Origin of the sequence: Rhodococcus sp. 06-1474-1B (genome assembly GCF_002258885.1) — a bacterium.
In the GTDB taxonomy this organism is placed as follows: Bacteria; Actinomycetota; Actinomycetes; order Mycobacteriales; family Mycobacteriaceae; genus Rhodococcoides; species Rhodococcoides fascians.
In genome coordinates this window covers 406,575-426,412 of sequence record NZ_NOYR01000023.1, presented here as the reverse complement: position 1 = coordinate 426,412, position 19,838 = coordinate 406,575, and the positions used below count along the sequence as shown (strand labels likewise).

Below are 19,838 nucleotides of genomic sequence, written 5' to 3'. Positions count from 1 at the left end.
TGGCGGTACGGTTGCCGCATGAACGTCTGGAAAGCTCTCGGTCTCGCCGGGATGGCCGGGGTTGCGGCCACCGGGGCGTTGGTGGTGCGGTCCGAGCGCAAGCGGCGCGCGTATGCGCCCGACGAAGTGCGCGATCAGCTGCACCGGCGGTTCGCCGCGATCTCCGCCGAGCCGGAACCCGAACCTGCTCCCCCGCTCTCGCGGGGGAAGCAGCTGTTGAGCAGACTCCGGTTCAGCCGAGCGCACTGAGGATGCGCGAGGCCATATCCTCGATCTCGGCGTCGGTCATGACGAACGCCGGCGAGATCTGCATTGCACCCTGTCCGGCCGCGCGGCCCGAAACACCATGAGCTCTCAACGTTTTCACGAACGGTAATGCCTCCGCCGGGTCGGCGAGCTGAACGGCAGCGACAGCGCCGATGCCGCTGCGGACTTCCGCGACCCGCTCGTGGTCGGCCAGCGGCGCGAGGTGGGTGTGCAGTGCGGCTTCGATGCGCTTGGAGTGACTCAGCAGGTCCTCGCGCTCGATGATGTCGAGGTTGGCCATCGCTGCGGCGGCTGCACCTGCGTGGCCACCGTAGGTGTAGCCGTGACGCCACCAGACTCCGCCTGCGAAGAACGGTTCGGCGATCTTCGGAGCGATGAACACTGCGCCCATCGGGACGTAGCCCGACGTCAACCCCTTGGCGGTCGTCATCAGGTCGGGTTCGAGCTCGAAGCGGGTGGAGGCGAACCAACTACCGCCGATCCGGCCGAATCCGGTCACCACTTCGTCGGCGACGAACAGCACGTCGTTGTCGCGGCAGATCTGCCGTACCTCGCGTAGGTAGCCCTCGGGCGGCAAGTAGATTCCACCCGCTCCGATCACCGGTTCGCAGAAGAAGGCGGCGACGTTCTCGGCTCCGACCTCTTCGATCAGCGCGAGAAGCGATTTCGCGTCGTCCCACGCCACTGTTCTGGCGTCGGGCATCAGCTCGCCGTAGTTCTCCTTGTTGACCGGAATGCCGGCCAGCGCGGTGCCGGCGACGTGCATGCCGTGGTAGGCCTTCTGCCGTCCGACGATGATTTTCTTGGACGGCCGTCCCATTTCGACCCAGTAGCGGCGCGCAAGCTTCGCCGCGGTGTCGATGGAGTCCGATCCGCCCGAGGTGAAGAAGATCTTGCTGCCCGGCACCGGTGCGATGGCGGCGAGACGATCGGCCAGTGCCAACGTGGTCTCGGGCACGAAATCGCCGAAGTTGGAGTAGTGCGCGATCGAGCTCAGCTGCGCGGCAACGGCGTCGGCGATCTCGCGGCGACCGTGACCGACGTTGGTGAACCACAGACCGGCGGTGGCGTCGAGGTATCGGTTGCCCTCGTTGTCGAAGATGTACGCACCCTCGCCTCGCGAGACGACGAACGGCCCATTGGCGGTGACGTTGCCCATGTCGGCGAAGCCGTGCCACAGAGCGGAGGTGTGTGTGGAGGCGGCTGAATCGAGGTCGGAAGACATGCGCTACACAGTAGTCACGTCGAATTCGGCGAGTGCATCGGTTCGTTCCCGGACGGAGTTCGGGCGAGTACCGCGTAACGGATATCCTGGTACGAGTATGTCTACCTCGAATTCGTCCGGTGATCGACGAGCACTCGCCGCACGTGTTGCACAGCTCACCATCCGCGACGAGAACCGGCTCCGACGACGTCTCGACAAGGCCCGCACCGAGGACGCCGTCGCCGCGCTCGAACGCGATGTAGCTCGCGCAGAAGCCGTCATCTCCACACGCCAGGCGGCAGTGCCCACCCTCGAATATCCGCAGGCGTTGCCCGTCAGCGCGCGCAAGGACGATATCGCCGCAGCGATCGCTGCCCACCAGGTCGTCATCGTCGCCGGTGAAACCGGGTCCGGCAAAACCACCCAGATTCCCAAGATCTGCCTCGAACTGGGGCGCGGAATCCGCGGCTCGATCGGTCACACACAGCCGCGAAGGTTGGCGGCGCGCACCGTTGCCGAGCGCATCGCCGAGGAGGTGGGTCAACCACTGGGCGAATCGATCGGCTACAAGGTTCGATTCACCGACCAGTCCTCCGATTCGACCCTCGTCAAGCTGATGACCGACGGCATTCTGCTGGCCGAGATCCAACGCGACCGACTGCTCCGCCAGTACGACACCCTCATCATCGACGAGGCGCACGAGCGCAGCCTGAACATCGACTTCATCCTGGGATACCTCGCGCAACTGCTCCCCCGGCGACCCGATCTCAAGATCGTCATCACGTCGGCGACCATCGATCCGGAGCGATTCGCGCAACACTTCGCACGCGACGGGGTCGCAGCACCGATCATCGAGGTATCCGGCCGTACGTTCCCGGTCGAGATGCGGTATCGACCTCTGACGGTCGACGCGGGAGAAACGACGATCGACCTCGATCCCGTCGATGCCACCTGCCAGGCCGTCGACGAGCTGATGTCCGAGGGTGACGGCGACATCTTGGTGTTCCTGTCCGGTGAACGCGAAATTCGCGATACCGCGGACGCGCTGGCCGATCGCAATCTCCGCAACACCGAGATCGTGCCGCTGTATGCCAGACTCTCTGCCGCCGAACAGCATCGGGTGTTCTCACCGCACTCGGGACGCCGGGTCGTGCTGTCGACGAACGTGGCAGAAACGTCGCTGACGGTCCCCGGCATCCGCTACGTCGTGGACCCGGGCACCGCGCGCATCTCGCGATACTCGTTGCGCACCAAGGTGCAGCGGCTGCCCATCGAACCGATTTCACAGGCGTCTGCGCGCCAGCGGGCGGGTCGCTGCGGACGCGTCGCCGACGGGATCTGTATCCGGTTGTACTCGGAGGAGGATTTCGAGTCTCGTCCGCAGTTCACCGAGCCGGAGATTCTGCGCACCAATCTGGCCTCGGTCATTCTGCAGATGACCGCGCTCGGATTGGGCAAGATCGACGCGTTTCCCTTCGTCGAGCCGCCGGATCCACGCAGCATCCGCGACGGTACCGGCTTGCTGGAAGAACTCGGAGCACTGAAGCCGGCCACGAAGGACGGCACTGCCGAGCTCACCCCGATCGGTCGCGAACTGTCCGCCCTTCCTGTCGATCCTCGAATGGCACGAATGTTGGTCGAGGCCAACGGCAACGGATCGCTTCGTGACGCGCTGGTGGTGGTGGCGGCGTTGTCGATTCAGGACGTGCGGGAGCGTCCCGCCGAGCACCAACAGGCTGCAGACGAGAAGCATGCCCGTTTCGCCGTCGAGAATTCGGACTTCCTGGCGTACGTGCAGCTGTGGAAGTACCTGCGGCAGCAGCGAGACGAGCTGTCTTCCAATCAGTTCCGACGCATGTGCCGCACCGAGTTCCTGCACTACCTGCGGATCCGCGAATGGCAGGACCTGCACGGACAACTCCGCCAGATCACTCGCGGCCTCGGATGGACAGTGCCCGACGCAGAGTCGAGCGAGAACGCACTGCATCAGTCCCTGCTGTCCGGCCTGCTCTCGCACGTCGGCCTCAGAGAGGGCGACAAGCGTGAATTTCTGGGTGCCCGCGGAGCACATTTCGCGATCTTCCCCGGGTCAGGTCTGTTCAAGAAGCCACCGCGCTGGGTCATGGCTGCAGAACTGGTCGAGACCGGACGACTGTGGGGCCGGATGGCCGCCCGCATCGAACCGGAATGGGCCGAACGGTTGGCACCGCATCTGGTGAAGCGCACGTATTCCGAACCACACTGGTCGATAAAGCGTGAATCGGCGCTGGCCTACGAACGGGTGACGTTGTACGGCATCCCGTTGGTGACGCAGCGCCCGGTCAACTATCACCGCATCGATCCCGAGGCGTCTCGTGAGCTCTTCATCAGGCATGCACTGGTTCAGGGCGAATGGAAGACCCAGCACGGGTTCTTTCACAAGAACAGGGCTCTGCTCGACGACGTCGGCGAGCTCGAACATCGTGCTCGGCGACGGGACATCGTCGTCGACGACGACGCACTGTTCGATTTCTACGATGCCCGCATCGCCCCGGAAGCCGTGTCTGCGCGACACTTCGACACCTGGTGGAAGAAGGCCCGCCGGCAAGATCCGTCCCTGCTCGACTTCACTACGGACACCGTCGTCAACTCGGACGCCGCGTCGGTACTGACGGGTGCGTATCCGGACGCGTGGCGACAGGGTGACATTCAATTCCCACTGACGTATCAATTCGAGCCCGGCACGGCCGCTGATGGCGTCACCGCGCGGATTCCCATCGCACTGCTCGCTCAGGTACAGCCGGTCGGCTTCGACTGGCTGGTGCCCGGGATGCGCGCCGAGCTCGTCACCGCCTTGATCAAGACGCTACCGAAGGCATTGCGACGCAACGTGGTTCCGGCTCCGGACTTCGCTGCGGCAGCGTTGGCAGTGATGAAACCGCGGGCCGAAACACTCGTGACGGCTCTGGCCCGAGAACTCTCACGGGCCGCACAGTGCCACATCACCGCGAAGGACTTCGACACTGCGGCGCTACCCGATCACCTGCGAATGACGTTCGCCGCGGTCGACCCGTCCGGGACCGTGCTCGGCAGCAACAAGGATCTGACTGCGTTGCGCGCCGGTCTGGCCGGTGAGGTCGGCCGTCAGGTCGCACGTGCGGTCGGCGACGCGGAGCGCGCCCCGACGCTGGCGTGGACCTCGGGCACGTTGGGCCGCTTGGAACCCACGGTCACCCGAGACGTGGGTGGGCAGAAGGTCACCGGGTACCCGGCGTTGGTGCCCGAGGGTTCGGGCGTGGCGGTGCGAGTGCTCAGTACCCCCGCCCAGCAACGAGCAGCCATGCGCGCGGGCACCCGTACTCTGCTGCTCGCCACGGCACCGAAGGGAACGAAGGCGCTGTTGGCCGGGCTGCCGACCGCCGAACGTCTTGCGCTCGGCCAGAACCCGTACGGCGGCGTCGATGCGCTGCTCGAGGAATGCCGTGCGCTCGCTGTGGAAGAAGCGATGGACGCGCACGGCGGACCGGTTCGCGATCCGGCCGAGTTCGACAAGCTCAGGGCACTGGTGGACGCGGAGGTTCCGCGGCGTACTGCTGCTGTTCTCGCACTGGTTCGACCGGTCCTGACGGCCGCGTTGGCTCTGTCGGCCCAGTTGCAGAGCGCATCGGGTGAGCCGGCCGACGATGTTCGAGAACAGCTCGACGGCTTGATCTTTCGCGGTTTCGTCACCGAATTCGGTTCTCGACGGTTGGCCGATCTGCCACGCTATCTCGCTGCGGCGACGAAGCGACTGTCCACGCTGCCGAGCAGCGCGGGCCGCGACGCTGCGGCGATGGACGTTCTCGACCGGGTGTATGGCTCGTACGGGCGGCTGTTGGATTCGCTTCCGGAGAGTAGGAAGAACAGCCCGGGTGTGCAGGAGCTGTTCTGGATGATCGAGGAGCTGCGGGTGGGGCTGTTCGCGCAGGGAATTCGTACCGCGTATCCGGTATCGGAGAAGCGCATCGAGAAGGCGATCGCCGATCAGTCTCGCTGATCGGCCCGCGGTTCACTCGACGTCGGCGGACTCTCGATGTTTGCGAAGTTCGTGAATTTCCTTCTCGAAGTCCTCTGCCGAACTGAACGACCGGTAGACCGATGCGAAACGCAGGTAGGCCACTTCGTCGAGATCGCGTAGCGGTCCGAGAATGGCCAGGCCCACTTCGTTGCTGGGAATCTCGGCCGAACCGGCCGCGCGAATATTGTCTTCGACCTGCTGAGCCAGCAGGTTCAGCGCGTCGTTGTCGACGTCTCTGCCCTGGCAGGCGCGACGAACTCCTTTGACGACCTTCTCCCGACTGAACGGCTCGGTCACACCACTGCGTTTCACGACGGCGAGCACGGCAGCCTCCACTGTGGTGAAGCGTCGACCGCACTCGGGGCAGGACCGGCGTCGCCGTATTGCCTGACCCTCGTCCATTTCACGCGAATCCACCACGCGTGAGTCGGGGTGCCTGCAGAACGGGCAATGCATGAGGGAGCCTCCGTCGTAGCCGATACTCCGACGACGAACGTGCGCGTCGGGGCAGTCTTCGAGGATACTCAGCCACGCTGGGCACCATGGTGCCGGTGGTCATCTGCTGGGTGCGTACTCGACGAGCGCTCCGTCGTGAACCATGACCGCGCCGGCGGGCTGAGTGGCCGCGTCGGGTGTGGTCGCGCTCAGATTCGCGATGCCGATCAGACCGCCGGCCACGACGACCACAGCCAACATCCACAGAACGAGAGAGCGTGGGCGCACGGTCTGGCTCGCGAAATGGGCCGAGGTGTCGTCGAAGTCTCGATCCGCCATCTCGCGATCGGTGATGTCGGTCCAGGACTCGTCCACGACAGGCAAGCACGGGCCGTTCTGCGTCCGACGCGCGTGGTTCTGCAGCACGGGCCGCGAGCGCCGACGACGCTCGACGACACCGGATCGCGAACGCATACCGGCAGTGGTGGGACGATCGGTGGTGATGGTCATCGGAACCTCGTCTTCGCTCGTTGGATCGATTGTTCGATCAGGCGTTCGATGGACGCTTGTTCGAAGTTCTATCACGCGCCTCCGACAAAGTCTGTAGAAAACGCGACACGAGTCGAACAGATGTTTGATTCAACAGCTGATACACGCTAGATTCGTGTCAGAAACCACACGCCACACGAGTCGACATCATCAACTCCAGTCCGCGTGGATCGATACCGCGTAGACCGAATCCAGCCGCATCAGCAGGAGGCCGACAGCATGAAGGACGAGACCTCGACGAGGTCCATCACCGGTTCCAGTACGACGGGTTCCACGAAAGCTGGTTCCACGCGAGCCGGATCCTCGACGGTCGGCAAGGCTGCAGCCGGAAAGCCGGCTGCCGAGCCGACCCCGAAGGCCATGGAGGTGGGCACCGACATCAGTGCAGGGCTCACCGAGCGCCAACGGAAGGTGTTGGAGGTCATCCGGGCCTCGGTCACCGAGCGCGGATACCCACCCAGCATTCGAGAGATCGGCGATGCCGTGGGCCTGACGTCGACGTCGTCCGTCGCACATCAGCTTCGCACCCTCGAACGCAAGGGGTTCCTGCGGCGCGACGCCAACCGCCCTCGCGCTGTGGACGTCCGCGGCCTGGACGAGGTGCAGGCCGACCAGGCCGCGGCGGCGGTGGACGGTTCGGCAGCGTCCGACGAGCAGGATCGGTTGCCGACGCCGACGTTCGTGCCGGTTCTCGGACGGATCGCCGCGGGTGGACCGATTCTGGCGGAAGAAGCCGTCGAGGACGTGTTCCCACTCCCCCGCGAGTTGGTCGGTCAGGGATCGTTGTTCTTGCTCAAGGTCGTCGGCGAGTCCATGATCGACGCGGCGATCTGCGACGGCGACTGGGTGGTGGTGCGTCAACAGTCCGTGGCCGACAACGGCGACATCGTCGCGGCGATGATCGAGGGTGAGGCCACGGTCAAGACGTTCAAGCGTTCCAAGGGTGAGGTGTGGCTCATGCCGCACAACCCACTGTTCGAGCCGATCCCGGGCAACAATGCCGCCATTCTCGGCAAGGTCGTCACCGTGATGCGCAAGCTCTGAACTCTGTTCCGACACAACGAAGAAGGGCCGCAGCACAGATGCTGCGGCCCTTCTCGTCGGTCCTGAACGATCGGCAGAATCAGAGATTCAGTCCGCGACCGATGATCTCCTTCATGATCTCCGTGGTGCCGCCGTAGATGGTCTGTACCCGAGAATCCATGTACGCCTTGGCAATCGGGTACTCCTTCATGTAGCCATACCCACCGTGCAGCTGAAGGCATCGGTCGATGAGCTTGACCTGGTTCTCGGTGGTCCACCACTTGGCCATGGCAGCTTCCTGCACGGTCAACTTGCCGTCGTTGAGCAGTTCGATGAATTTGTCGACCATGATGCGGGTGGCGGTGGTTTCGGTAGCGAGTTCCGCCAACACGAATCGCGTGTTCTGGAACTTTCCGATCGACTTACCGAATGCCTTGCGGTCACGGCAGTACTGGATGGTCATCTCCAGTGCCGATTCCATGGCCGCAGCGGCGACGACGGCAATCGAGAGCCGCTCCTGAGGCAAGTTCTGCATCAGGTAGATGAAGCCCATGCCTTCTTCGCCGAGCAGGTTGGCTGCAGGAACCCGAACGTCGGTGAAGCTGAGTTCCGCGGTGTCCTGGGCCTTCATGCCGATCTTGTCGAGGTTGCGGCCACGCTCGAATCCGGGCATGTCGCGCTCTACGACCAACAGGCTGAAGCCCTGGGCACCTTTCTCGGGGTCGGTGCACGCTACGACGATGATCAGATCGGCATTGATGCCGTTGGTGATGAACGTCTTCGAGCCGTTCAGTACCCAGTCGTCGCCGTCCCGAACGGCCTTGGTCTTGATGCCCTGCAGGTCGCTACCGGTACCCGGCTCGGTCATGGCGATCGCGGTGATCAGCTCACCGGAGCAGAATCCGGGCAGCCACCGCTGCTTCTGCTCGTCGTTGGCCAACTCGATGAAGTACGGCGCGACGACGTCGTTGTGCAGGGTGAAGCCGATGCCGCTGTAGCCGCCGCGGGTGGTTTCCTCGGTGACGATGGCGTTGTAGCGGAAGTCCTTGACGCCGCCGCCGCCGAACTCCTCCGGTGCGGCAGTCCCGAGGAAGCCCTGCTTGCCGGCCTCTACCCAGACGCCGCGGTCGACGATGTTCTGCTCTTCCCATTTCGCGTGATTGGGGGCTACGTGCTGTTCGAGAAACTTCCGGTACGACTCCCGGAACAGCTCGTGCTCGGGCTCGAAAAGTGTGCGTTCCACGCGGGTCTCCTTGTTCGGTGCGCACCGTCGTTGACCGCGAGAAAGGGGTGTCACAGCGCGGTCGTCGGTGCGACTGACGTCACGGTTCAACAGTACGTTCGCGGTGCACCGGGGGTCGATGACCAAAACGTGCGCGATCCGTGACCGCCCCTGCTAGCGTCGTCGGGTCGTTCTCCCTCGGGCCAACGCCGAGACGATCGGGTATCCCACGAGGATGCCCAGCGATCCCCACGCGATACCACCGAGTTCGACCGATCCGACGGAGAGCGTCAGGTCGCCGATTCCGGCGACGAGTGCGGCGGCGACGACGGTGAGGTTCACCGGATCGGTGAAATCCACCTTGGCATCGGTCCAGATTCGAACGCCGAGCAGTCCGATGAGTCCGTAGAGCACGAGTGTCGCTCCACCGATGACACCGTCCGGGACGGTGAAGATCAGCGCACCGAACTTGGGCGAGAACGCCAACACGATCGCGGTGATCGCGGCAACCCAGTACGCGGCGGTCGAGTACACGCGGGTGGCGGCCATGACGCCGATGTTCTCCGCGTACGTGGTGGTTCCCGATCCACCGGCCGCACCGGCGAGGGTGGTCGCCAACCCATCGGCGATCAGAGCGTCACCGGCGACGTCGTCGAGGTTCTTTCCGGTCATCGCCGCGACGGCTTTGACGTGTCCGACGTTCTCGGCGACGAGGACGATCACCACCGGCAGCGCCACCAGAATCACCGACAGCTGGAAGGATGGGCCACGGAACTCGGGTAACCCGATCCAGCTCGCGGCGCTCAGAGCATCGAGTCGTGGTTGCGCGATACCGCCGGTGACGGCAGCGAATACCCAGCCCACGACGACACCGAGCAGGATTCCGAGCCGACCCACCAGACCGGGACCGACGGCCGTCGCGAGGAGAATCGCCACCAGGGTGACGGCCGCGACGAGCGGTTGCGCCTCGAACGAGGTCGTCGCGGCAGGGGCCAGATTGAGCCCGATCAATACGACCACCGCGCCGGTGACGACGGGCGGCATCGCTGCGTCGAGTACCCGCGCTCCGGCGAACTTCACGACGAAGCCGATCGCAGCCAGCACGACGCCGACACAAAGAACGGCACCGAGCTGCGCGGCGGGTCCGTCGGCTGCGGTCGCACCGAGCGGGGCCAGGAAGGCGAACGACGACCCGAGGTAGCTCGGCACCCGCCCGCGCGTGATGATCAGGAACAGCGCAGTACCGATGCCCGAGAACAGCAGCGTCGTCGAGACCGGGAACCCGGTGATGGTCGGAACCAACAGTGTCGCCCCGAACATCGCGACGACGTGCTGCATCCCGATGCCGACAGTGCGTGGCCACGACAACCGTTCGTCCGGTGCGACCACCGCCCCAGCGTCGACGGTTCGTCCGTTTCCGTGCAGCGTCCAACCCATAGTTCTCATGATGGGAAGAGACTATTGCGTCACCCGAGGATCGCGCTCACTGCCTCACGGGCTGCGGCGGTGCTGTCGGTCTTCAGTGCAGCGGCAGCGGCGGCCTTGCACTGATCGAGGGTCACGGTCGCCAACTTGGACCCGACGTGGGCGACGGCGGCGGAGGCCGCGGACAACGACGTGATGCCCATTCCTACCAGCACACAGGCCAGCAGGGGGTCGGCGGCAGCCTCGCCGCAGACACCGACGGGCTTGCCCACCTTCGCGCCGGCCGCGGCCGTGTGCGCCACCAGTGCGAGCACGGCCGGTTGCCACGGATCGGTCAGACCGGCCAGCTGCGCCGACATCCTGTCGGCGGCCATCGTGTACTGAGCCAGGTCGTTGGTACCGATGGACAGAAAGTCCACGTGCTCGAGGATGTGCTCGGCGAGCAGAGCGGCAGCGGGAATCTCGATCATGACGCCCGGGGTCAGTCCGCGTTCGCGTACATCCGCGGCGAAGTCCTGTGCTTCCTGCGCGGTGGCGATCATCGGTGCCATCACCCACGGCGAGGACTCGGTCGCCTTGGCTGCCGCGGCGATGCCGTCGAGCTGGCGGTACAGGATGCCGCGGTCGGCTTCGGCGATACGGATACCGCGGATGCCGAGCGCCGGATTGGCCTCGTCGGGGTGGTTGGCGAATCGAAGTGGTTTGTCCGAGCCGGCGTCGAGGGTGCGGACGACGACCTTCTTACCTGCGAACGCGTCGAGGACCTGGCCGTAGATCTCGGCTTGCTCGTCGACGGTCGGTTCGGAATCGCGGTCCAGGAAGCACAGTTCGGTGCGGAACAATCCCACCCCGTCGGCTGCGCTGGAGCGCGCTGCGCGGGCACCGGCTCCGTCCTGGACGTTGGCGAGGATATCGACGGAATGTCCGTCGGAGGTCGCGCCCGGCCCGGTCCACCGAGACACTCGGTCCAATTCGTCCCTGGCCGAGACGACTGCTGCGCGGGCGGTGTCGGCATCCGGTTCCAGTTCGATGCGTCCGCTGGTTCCGTCCACGGATGCATGCGTGCCGGCGGCGATGTCGTCGAGGCCTGCGACGGCCACGATGCAGGGAATCCCCAGCTGCCGCGCGATGATCGCGGTGTGACTGGTCGGGCCGCCCAGTGAGGTGGCGAGGCCGACGATGAGGGTGGGGTCGAGGCCCGCGGTGTCGGCGGGTGCCAGGTCGTCGGCGAACAGTACCGACGGTTCGGCCGGCACGGGAACACCCGGCTCGGGCACACCGAGAATTTCGGCGATGACGCGATCGCGAATGTCGCGCAGATCGGTCACTCGTTCGGCCATCAATCCGCCGAGCTGGGTGAACATGGCGGCGAACTTCTCGGTCGCGGCAGCAGTGGCGGTGACGGCGGTGCTGCCCTTGGCGATCGAGGCGCGAGCGGCACCGAGCCATCCGCGGTCGGTTGCCATCGCGGCGTTGGCCGACAGCACCTCCGAAGCGGCTCCCGTCGCCAGCTCCGCGCGTCCGCGCAATCGAGTGGCGACGGCGTTCGCCGCTGCATCGAACACAGCCTTCTCGGACTCCCGATCGGCTTCGGCCACCTCACCGGTGTCGGCCGGGATGGCCGGACGTGCCCCGGGACGGATGACGGGTCCGTAGCCGACTCCGGGCACGACGGGTGTGCCGCGCAGTGTCGTGGACTCCGCTCCGATCGACGACGTCCCATCTGCAGCAGGTGCTGCATCGGTGTGTCCGGTCGATGCGGTGCTGACCGATCCCGTCATGTGGTCCTCCTCGGATCCTGCGTGTACGTCTGTCGTCCCGGATGTCAGATGAGTGTGCCGCACCTGGCTTCCCGATGATGTTGTGACCGAGATTACTCCAAACCCTTGACATGTCAACACACACGGGCGTAAAACAACATAAAGCAACATCAACCGGGAAGGAGACGCAGGTGTACGCAGAAGAAAGACAGCACGCCATCGCTGAGCTGATCAGCACGCAAGGACGCGTCTCCGTCAACGACCTGGCCGCCAACTACGGCGTCACCACCGAGACCGTGCGACGCGATCTGGCCACCCTCGATCGACTGGGAGTGGTACGCCGCGTGCACGGTGGAGCGGTACCCGCCTCGGCGTTGACCACACTCGAGCCGGGCGTCTCGGAACGAGAGTTCACCCGCGCGGACCAGAAGGACGCGATCGCAACGGCTGCGTTGTCGTTCCTCCCACCCGTCGGCGGCAGTGCGGTCTTCGATGCGGGCACCACCACCGGCCGCCTGGCGGGACTGCTACCGCACGATCGCGAACTCACCATGGTCACCAATTCCGTACCGATCGCAGCCCGGGCCGCAACCATGCCGAGCATCAGTCTTCGATTGCTCGGCGGGCGTGTTCGAGGAACGACACAGGCCGCTGTGGGCGACGAGGCACTGCGCGCCCTCGAATGGCTACGGGTGGACGTTGCGTTCATCGGAACCAACGCCATCAGCGTCGGACACGGACTGTCCACCCCCGACAGCGACGAAGCCGCGGTCAAGCGCGCCATGGTCGACGCCGCGAACCATGTTGTCGTGCTGGCAGATTCGTCGAAGATCGGCCGCGAGCACCTGGTGAGTTTCGCCCGAGTAGACACCATCGACGTCATCGTCACCGACAGCGACATCTCGAACGAAGACCGTAAACAACTCAGCAACAAAGGAATCGAGGTGGTGATCGCATGATGGTCACGCTCACGGCCAATCCGAGCATGGACCGCACGGTCACGCTCGAGACGCCACTGACCCGCGGCGGAGTGCACCGGGCGTCGTCCTCGGCCGTCGACCCGGGTGGCAAGGGCGTCAACGTCGCTCGCGTCATCGGCGGATCGGGAGTAGAGGCGCTGGCCGTCCTGCCGGCCAACGTCGGCGATCCATTACTCGACGCGATGTCCGCCAAAGGCGTTCGATACTCCGCAGTTCCGACGTCCGGACCGGCGCGCACCAACATCACCGTCAGCGAAATCGGTGGCACGACCACCAAGATCAACGAGCCGGGTGCAACGGTGTCGGAGCAGACACGCGCCGAGCTGCGAGACCGGATTCTCACGCTCGCTGTCGATGCCGAGTGGGTGGTGCTGTCGGGTTCGCTTCCTCCCGGCCTGCCCGTAGAGTGGTACGCGGAACTGGTTGTCGCCCTTCGCGCTACCACGGCCAAAGTTGCGGTGGACACCTCCGACGAGCCGCTGCTCGCTCTCGCGGATCGGTTTCCGGAATCGGCACCCGACCTGATCAAGCCCAATTCGGAGGAACTCGCCCAGCTCACCGGGTACGATTCCGTGGAGCTGGAAAGCGCTGCGGCACAGGGTGATCCATCGGCCGCTGTCGCCGCCGCAACGATTCTTCTCGGCCGAGGAGTAGGTGCCGTACTGGCGACGCTCGGCAGCGCCGGAGCAGTCCTGGTCACCCAGGGCGGTGCCTGGTACGCCAGCCCACCTCCGATCACCGCCGTCAGCACCGTCGGCGCAGGAGACTCCTCGCTGGCCGGCTACATTCTGGCCGACGTCGAGAACTGTTCCGACGCAGACAAACTTCGCCGCGCCGTCGCCTACGGAACGGCAGCCACCGCACTTCCAGGCACCACGCTTCCCCTGCCCGAGCAGACCCATCCGACTTCGGTGACGGTTCGCGCGCTCGACATCTCCACGTCCGTCACCCCGTCCACGCTCTCCCCTTCTTCGAACCGTCTCTAGGAGCCCCCATGTCCACCCCCACCGAAGATCAGCCGATCATCGCCGAGGATCTGATCCTCCTCGACGCCGATCTGGGCGAATCCAAAGCTGCCGTCATCGAACGCCTCGCAGGCGTGCTGGCCCACGCGGGTCGCACAACCGACACCGACGCCCTGCGCGACGCAGCCCTTGCTCGCGAAGCTCAGTCGGCCACCGGCCTGCCCGGCGGCATCGCAATTCCACACTGCCGTTCCGAGGCGGTCACGAGCGCCTCGCTCGGCTTCGCCCGCCTGAACCCCAAGGTCGACTTCGGCGCCCCCGACGGCCCCGCCGACCTCGTCTTCCTCATCGCTGCACCGGCCGGAGCCGGTTCGGCGCACATGAAGCTGCTCTCGAGCCTGGCTCGGGCACTGGTCAAGCCCGAGTTCGTCACCTCACTGCGCAACGCGTCCTCGCCCGCCGAGATCGTCTCGCTGGTCGACGGAGTCATCAACCCGGCCGCCAAGCCGGTTGCCGCAACCGCTGCAGCTGCGCCGGTCGACACCGCGAAACACAGTGCGCCTGCAGCCACCCCCGAGACGGCAACAACCGCCTCGCCCAAGCACATCGTGGCAATCACCGCCTGCCCCACCGGAATTGCGCACACCTACATGGCTGCCGATTCACTCGTCGCCGCAGGCGAGCGCGCGGGCGTCACGGTGCACGTGGAGACTCAGGGCTCGAGCGGCAGCACGCCCCTCGACCCCGCACTCATCGCCGGTGCCGAGGCCGTCATCTTCGCCACCGACGTGGGCGTCAAGGGCCGTGAGCGATTCGCCGGTAAGCCAGTCATCTCTTCCGGCGTCAAGCGCGCCATCAACGAGCCCGACGTCATGGTCACCGAAGCGCTCCGCGCAGCTCTCAATCCGGATGCTGCTCGCGTCGGCGGCACCGCTGTCGCGGCCGGCTCCACCGACTCTGCCGGTGAGCTCGGATGGGGCACCCGCCTGCGTCAGATCCTGCTGACCGGTGTCAGCTACATGATTCCGTTCGTCGCCGCCGGTGGACTCCTGATCGCCCTCGGATTCCTGCTCGGTGGGTACGAAATCAAGGATGTCGCCGAGGACATCGTCGTCAACAACTCCATCACTTCGCTGCCCGAAGGCGGAATCGCCGCCTACCTCGGTGCCGTGCTGTTCCAGATCGGCGCGCTGTCCTTCAGCTTCCTGGTGCCCGCGCTGGCCGGTTACATTTCCTATGCCATTGCCGACAGACCAGGTCTGGCACCAGGTTTCACCGCCGGCGCAGTGGCCGTGCTCGTGGGCGCAGGCTTCATCGGCGGTCTCGTCGGTGGCCTGATCGCCGGCTTCGTCGCACTGTGGATCAGCAAGTGGAAGATCCCCGCAGTTCTGCGCGGCCTGATGCCGGTTGTCATCATTCCGCTGTTCGCAACACTCATCGTCGGTGCCATCATGTTCCTGCTGCTCGGCAAGCCGCTCGCCGCCATCACCAGCGGACTGACCGACTGGCTCAACGGACTCAGCGGTTCCTCGGTGATCATCCTCGGCATCATTCTCGGCCTGATGATGTGCTTCGACCTCGGCGGACCGGTCAACAAGGCGGCCTACGCATTCGCCACTGCAGGCCTGTCGGTCACCGACACCGCCTCACTGCGCATCATGGCAGCGGTCATGGCCGCAGGAATGGTGCCGCCCCTGGCCATGGCACTGGCCTCGACCGTTCGTTCGCGTCTGTTCACCGAGGCCGAGCGCGAGAACGGTAAGGCTGCATGGTTCCTCGGAGCAGCATTCATCTCCGAGGGGGCAATTCCGTTCGCCGCGGCCGATCCGTTCCGCGTCATCCCGTCGATGATGGCCGGTGGCGCAGTCACCGGGGCCATGATCATGGCCTTCAACGTGACCCTCAGTGCGCCCCACGGCGGCATCTTCGTGTTCTTCGCCATCGGAAACATCCTGTGGTTCATCGTGTCGCTGGCCGTGGGCACCATCGTCTCCGCGTTCCTGGTGGTCTCCGCCAAGCAGTTCATCAAGGGCAAGAACGCACCGACCGACGCCGAACTCGACCCGGCACTCGCCACCGTCTGACGCTCGATACGATCCAACGAACCCACTACGCAAGGAGCAGCACATGCCCAGCACCACAGTCGCAGTCGGATCCTCGATCGGCCTGCACGCCCGCCCCGCAGCACTGATCGCCGATGCCGTAGCCGAAGCCGGAGTCGACGTCACACTGGCAACAGCGGACTCCGAGCCGGTGGACGCCGGTTCGGCGCTGATGATCATGACCCTCGGCGCCACCAAGGGCACCGAAGTCACCGTCACGAGCGACGACCGAGCAGCACTCGACAAAGTTGCAGCACTCGTCGAAGCAGACCTGGACGCCTAACCAGAGCGCATCGATCGCCGGACGGTGAATCCCACCGCTCCGGCGATCAGCACCACCCCGGCAGCGACGGCAGCTCGGAATTCCCATTCCGAGTCCGTCGCTGTCGTCGTCTGTGCAGGAGCCGCAGGAGCAGCAGGATCGAGGGTCGGCGACGCCGGCGCAGCTGAGACGGATGCGGGTGTCGACAGCTCCACCGACGTCACGTTCGGAATCTGCAGAATGGGCGGCAGCGTTCCGTCGGTCGGTCCGAACCCGGCTTCCGACGCGAGCAGAAGGGAACCGTCGTCCAGGAACGTCGCCGCCTCGCCCTGCGGCTGAGCCGGTAGCGCGACGACGGCTCGGGGTGAGGCGGGGTCGACCAGCGCCGACGCGACGTCCCCGTCGGGCGGACGGAACACATACGCATCGGTGTACGTGCGCACCACGGCGGTCGATCCGTCTGCACTCATCGCTCCCCCGGTCGCCAGGATCGAGCCGACCACGAACGGCGGCCCACCGGCCGTACCGGTGGCCGTGAAAGCCGTCTCACCGACCTTGCGCAGCGGCGTCGGGCCCGGACTGCTCAGATCGGTGACGGATTCGTCTCCGGTCGGTACGTATACCCCGCTGACACCCGAGAGTTCCTTGGTGACGATCACCGGCCGACCGCCGGGTTCGATGAGCAGTGTCTCGGCGTCGTGTGCGCCGTCGGGGTAGGCCAGTCGATACAGCTCGCCCGCGCCTGTTTCCGGGTCCATTCGCGTCAGTGCCACAGTGTCGCGGCGCAACTGATTGTCGCCGATGTCGGCCAACCACAGTGAGCCGTCGTACGACGCCATGTCCTCCACGTCGTACGGGTCGACGGGAACGTCGATCCAGCGCTGCACCGCACAATTCGCGTCGAGCACCGCGACCCGATCGTCGGCACCGCTGTCGCCGATCCCGTACACGGTGCCGTCGAGCACCGTCGCACCGGACAGCTCTTCGAGTCCGGGATCGGTTGGTAGACAGTAGGTTGCAACGTCGACCGGCGCGGCCAGGGCGGTCGATGCACAGGTCAGCACGATCGCCGTGCCGACCACGGCCGCGGCACCACCACGCACCACTGCGCGCGGATTCACCGAACTCAGGCGCTGGGTACGGTCGCGGTGAACTCGACGAGGGCGGCCGCAAGTGAGTGCGGCACACGAGCTTCGACGCGCGTGCCGTCCGCCTCGTGCGTCGACGACACTATTCGGCCGTCGGTGTGGATCCGGGCGACCAGGTCGCCGCGGGTGTACGGGACGAGGACGTCGACCAACACATCGGGCTCGGACAGAATGTCGCCGAGGTGATCCCGCAGCGCATCGATGCCTTCACCGGTCTTGGCCGAGACGAATCGCGCGCCGTCGAGCAGGCCACGCAACTGCGTCAGCTGGACCGGATCTGCGGCGTCGATCTTGTTGACCACCAACAACTCCGGTGGCATCTTCGCGTCCTGCTCGCGGACCACCTCGGTGATCACTTCGCGTACTGCTTTGATTTGATCGATCGGTAGCGGATCGGAACCGTCGACCACGTGCAGCAGCAGGTCGGCGTCGGTCACTTCCTCCAGCGTGGAGCGGAAGGCCTCGACCAGCTGGGTCGGCAAATGCCGGACGAATCCGACGGTATCGGTCAGCACGATCGCGCGGCCGTCTTCGAGCGTCGACTGCCGGGTCGTCGGATCGAGGGTTGCGAACAGCGCATTCTGAACCAGCACACCGGAACCGGTCAGCGCGTTCAACAGACTCGACTTGCCCGCATTGGTGTAACCGACGATCGCGATCGACGGCACCGTGCCACTGAGCCGCTGCTCGCGTTTGGTGTCGCGAGCCTGCTTCATGCCTTTGATCTCACGGCGGAGCTTGGCCATGCGCTCACGGATGCGTCGGCGATCGGTCTCGATCTTCGTCTCACCCGGTCCACGAAGACCCACGCCGCCGTTGCTACCGGCGCGTCCACCGGCCTGACGCGACATGGATTCACCCCAGCCGCGGAGCCTGGGCAACATGTATTCCATCTGGGCGAAGGCGACCTGTGCCTTGCCTTCTCGTGACGTCGCGTGCTGCGCGAAGATGTCGAGGATCAGTGCGGTTCGATCGATGACCTTGACCTTGACGACCTTTTCCAGCGCATTGAGCTGGGCGGGCGTCAGTTCGCCGTCGCAGATCACGGTATCGGCCCCGGTCGCGAGCACGATGTCGCGCAGTTCCTTGGCTTTGCCCGAGCCGATGTAGGTAGCCGCGTCGGGTTTGTCCCGACGCTGCATCAGCGCCTCGAGTACTTCGGAGCCTGCAGTCTCGGCGAGCGCGGCCAGTTCGGTCATGCTGGATTCGGCCTGTGCCGCAGTACCGGTGGTCCATACTCCGACCAGTACGACGCGTTCGAGGCGCAACTGCCGGTACTCGACCTCGGTGACGTCGGCGAGCTCGGTCGACAGTCCGGCGACTCGTCGCAGCGCAGTCCGCTCCTCGAGTTGCATATCGCCCGAGGACGGGGAGTCGTCGTCGAGGGGTGAGCGCGCCAGCCGCCTCGACCATGCGTCGGACTCCTCGCGGGTCCATGCAGATGCGGTATCGGGTGAACCGTCGGCATCATGGTCGACCGGTTCGCCCGCAGGTGATGTTTCATGTGAGTTCGTCATACAACACCCATGATCCACGAAAAGCCCAGCGTGTGCACGCGGGTTTCGCTCGGAGCCGGCGCGACGTTCAGGACTGACCGGCGAACCAACGGTCGTCGACCTCTCCCCGGGCGAGCAGTACCGACGGTCCGCGCAGGGTTGCACCGACGTGGTCGATGGCCACTCGGACCCGACCGCCGAGCACACCGACACTCACGTCTCCGGTCTCGAGCCCCTCGTAACTGAGCGCGGCAGCGGCGGCAGCGACGGTTCCGGTGCCACACGAGCGTGTCTCTCCGACGCCGCGTTCGAAGACGCGCATCTCGACTGCGCCGTCGTCGAGCCGGGTCAGAATCTCGACGTTCGCACCGTGGGGGAAGAACTCGGTATCGAGAGTCGGCGGAGCCGTGAAGTCCAATGCTCGCAACGCGGTGCGGTTCAGCGCGGGATCGACGCAGGCCAGATGCGGGTTCCCGACATCGACACCGATCCCCTCGTACGCTGCACCGGCCAGGGTCGTCGCGCTCGAACCCAGCAGGGTGACATCGCCCATGGCCACGGTCACGTCGGCATCGCTTTCGTCGTACGAATGCACCGTCACCGCACGTGCGCCTGCGCGGGAGCCGACCACGAACTGGTCGCGCTGCTCGAGATCGTGGACTCGCAGGTAGTGCGCGAAGACTCGGACCCCGTTTCCGCACATCTCGGCGATGGTGCCGTCACCGTTGCGGTAGTCCATGAACCAGTCGTCGGCCTCGACACCGGCCGGGATTCGATCGAGCACACCCGCGTCCCGCAGCACCCCGGCGCGCGCGACGCGCAGTATCCCGTCGGCACCGATCCCCTGCCGTCGATCACACAGCACCGCGACCGCCGAGCGGGTGAGTTCGAGCTCGGCACCGGGATCCGGCAGCACGACGAAATCGTTCTGCGTTCCGTGGCCCTTGGCGAATTCCATGTCGGC

At 65.5% G+C, this 19,838-nt stretch carries 16 protein-coding genes; 7 read left to right on the top strand and 9 right to left on the bottom strand.

Annotated features, from left to right (window positions below):
* The first annotated feature begins 18 nt into the window (after nt 1-18).
* A complete protein-coding gene (locus CH266_RS12245) occupies nt 19-249 on the top strand; it encodes a hypothetical protein (RefSeq protein WP_027496860.1) in 231 nt (76 codons plus the stop codon).
* Here the strand turns inward: CH266_RS12245 and CH266_RS12240 are convergent.
* A complete protein-coding gene (locus tag CH266_RS12240) occupies nt 233-1,492 on the bottom strand; it encodes an aminotransferase family protein (RefSeq protein ID WP_094715356.1) in 1,260 nt (419 codons plus the stop codon). The genes CH266_RS12245 and CH266_RS12240 overlap by 17 nt on opposite strands.
* 97 nt (nt 1,493-1,589) lie before the next feature.
* Here CH266_RS12240 and hrpA point away from each other — a divergent pair, with 97 nt between their 5' ends.
* Nucleotides 1,590-5,486 carry an ATP-dependent RNA helicase HrpA gene (gene hrpA, locus CH266_RS12235; protein WP_094715355.1) on the top strand — a complete coding sequence of 1,299 codons (3,897 nt, stop codon included), beginning with the start codon at nt 1,590-1,592 and terminating at the stop codon, nt 5,484-5,486.
* A 12-nt stretch (nt 5,487-5,498) separates the two neighbouring features.
* Here hrpA and nrdR read toward each other — a convergent pair whose 3' ends face one another.
* The gene (nrdR, locus tag CH266_RS12230) at nt 5,499-5,963 is read right to left on the bottom strand and encodes a transcriptional regulator NrdR (RefSeq protein WP_027496857.1); all 465 of its coding nucleotides are present in this window, start codon (nt 5,961-5,963) and stop codon (nt 5,499-5,501) included.
* A gap of 99 nt (nt 5,964-6,062) precedes the next feature.
* A complete protein-coding gene (locus CH266_RS12225; RefSeq protein ID WP_094715354.1) occupies nt 6,063-6,452 on the bottom strand; it encodes a hypothetical protein in 390 nt (129 codons plus the stop codon).
* A 399-nt stretch (nt 6,453-6,851) separates the two neighbouring features.
* Between CH266_RS12225 and lexA the strand changes: the two genes are divergently transcribed.
* Entirely contained in the window at nt 6,852-7,535 is a 684-nt protein-coding gene (gene lexA / locus CH266_RS12220; RefSeq protein ID WP_027496855.1) for a transcriptional repressor LexA, read from the top strand.
* Nucleotides 7,536-7,614: 79 nt separating this feature from the next.
* Here the strand turns inward: lexA and CH266_RS12215 are convergent, their stop codons facing one another.
* The 3 genes from CH266_RS12215 to ptsP all read right to left on the bottom strand — a co-directional run bounded on the left by CH266_RS12215 (nt 7,615) and on the right by ptsP (nt 11,870).
* Nucleotides 7,615-8,757 carry an acyl-CoA dehydrogenase family protein gene (locus CH266_RS12215; protein ID WP_027496854.1) on the bottom strand — a complete coding sequence of 381 codons (1,143 nt, stop codon included), beginning with the start codon at nt 8,755-8,757 and terminating at the stop codon, nt 7,615-7,617.
* 153 nt (nt 8,758-8,910) lie between these two features.
* Nucleotides 8,911-10,182, bottom strand: a complete 1,272-nt coding sequence (locus tag CH266_RS12210) for a uracil-xanthine permease family protein (RefSeq protein WP_032400221.1) — start codon at nt 10,180-10,182, stop codon at nt 8,911-8,913.
* 20 nt (nt 10,183-10,202) lie between these two features.
* On the bottom strand, nt 10,203-11,870 hold the full coding sequence (gene ptsP, locus CH266_RS12205; protein ID WP_032407126.1) for a phosphoenolpyruvate--protein phosphotransferase: 1,668 nt from the start codon (nt 11,868-11,870) through the stop codon (nt 10,203-10,205).
* Between the two features lie 242 nt (nt 11,871-12,112).
* On the opposite strand from ptsP, the gene CH266_RS12200 reads away from it, so the two are divergent.
* The 4 genes from CH266_RS12200 to CH266_RS12185 are packed head-to-tail and all read left to right on the top strand — an operon-like array spanning nt 12,113 to nt 16,251.
* Nucleotides 12,113-12,880 (top strand): DeoR/GlpR family DNA-binding transcription regulator, encoded by a 768-nt coding sequence (locus CH266_RS12200; RefSeq protein WP_094715353.1) that lies wholly within the window; start codon nt 12,113-12,115, stop codon nt 12,878-12,880.
* Nucleotides 12,877-13,887, top strand: a complete 1,011-nt coding sequence (locus CH266_RS12195; protein WP_094652939.1) for a 1-phosphofructokinase family hexose kinase — start codon at nt 12,877-12,879, stop codon at nt 13,885-13,887. Before CH266_RS12200 ends, CH266_RS12195 begins: the two co-directional genes overlap by 4 nt.
* A gap of 8 nt (nt 13,888-13,895) precedes the next feature.
* Nucleotides 13,896-15,950 (top strand): PTS fructose transporter subunit IIABC, encoded by a 2,055-nt coding sequence (locus tag CH266_RS12190; protein WP_032391492.1) that lies wholly within the window; start codon nt 13,896-13,898, stop codon nt 15,948-15,950.
* Between the two features lie 43 nt (nt 15,951-15,993).
* Complete coding sequence (locus CH266_RS12185) at nt 15,994-16,251, top strand: HPr family phosphocarrier protein (protein WP_094715352.1); 258 nt, start codon at nt 15,994-15,996, stop codon at nt 16,249-16,251.
* On the opposite strand, the gene CH266_RS12180 is transcribed toward CH266_RS12185, so the two are convergent.
* The 3 genes from CH266_RS12180 to dapF form a co-directional block, all read right to left on the bottom strand.
* The gene (locus CH266_RS12180) at nt 16,248-17,351 is read right to left on the bottom strand and encodes a hypothetical protein (protein ID WP_094715351.1); all 1,104 of its coding nucleotides are present in this window, start codon (nt 17,349-17,351) and stop codon (nt 16,248-16,250) included. The two genes, CH266_RS12185 and CH266_RS12180, sit on opposite strands and share 4 nt — an antisense overlap.
* Nucleotides 17,352-17,356: 5 nt before the next feature.
* Nucleotides 17,357-18,895, bottom strand: a complete 1,539-nt coding sequence (hflX, locus tag CH266_RS12175; protein WP_094715350.1) for a GTPase HflX — start codon at nt 18,893-18,895, stop codon at nt 17,357-17,359.
* A gap of 67 nt (nt 18,896-18,962) precedes the next feature.
* Nucleotides 18,963-19,832 carry a diaminopimelate epimerase gene (dapF, locus tag CH266_RS12170; RefSeq protein ID WP_094715349.1) on the bottom strand — a complete coding sequence of 290 codons (870 nt, stop codon included), beginning with the start codon at nt 19,830-19,832 and terminating at the stop codon, nt 18,963-18,965.
* Nucleotides 19,833-19,838 lie beyond the last annotated feature (6 nt).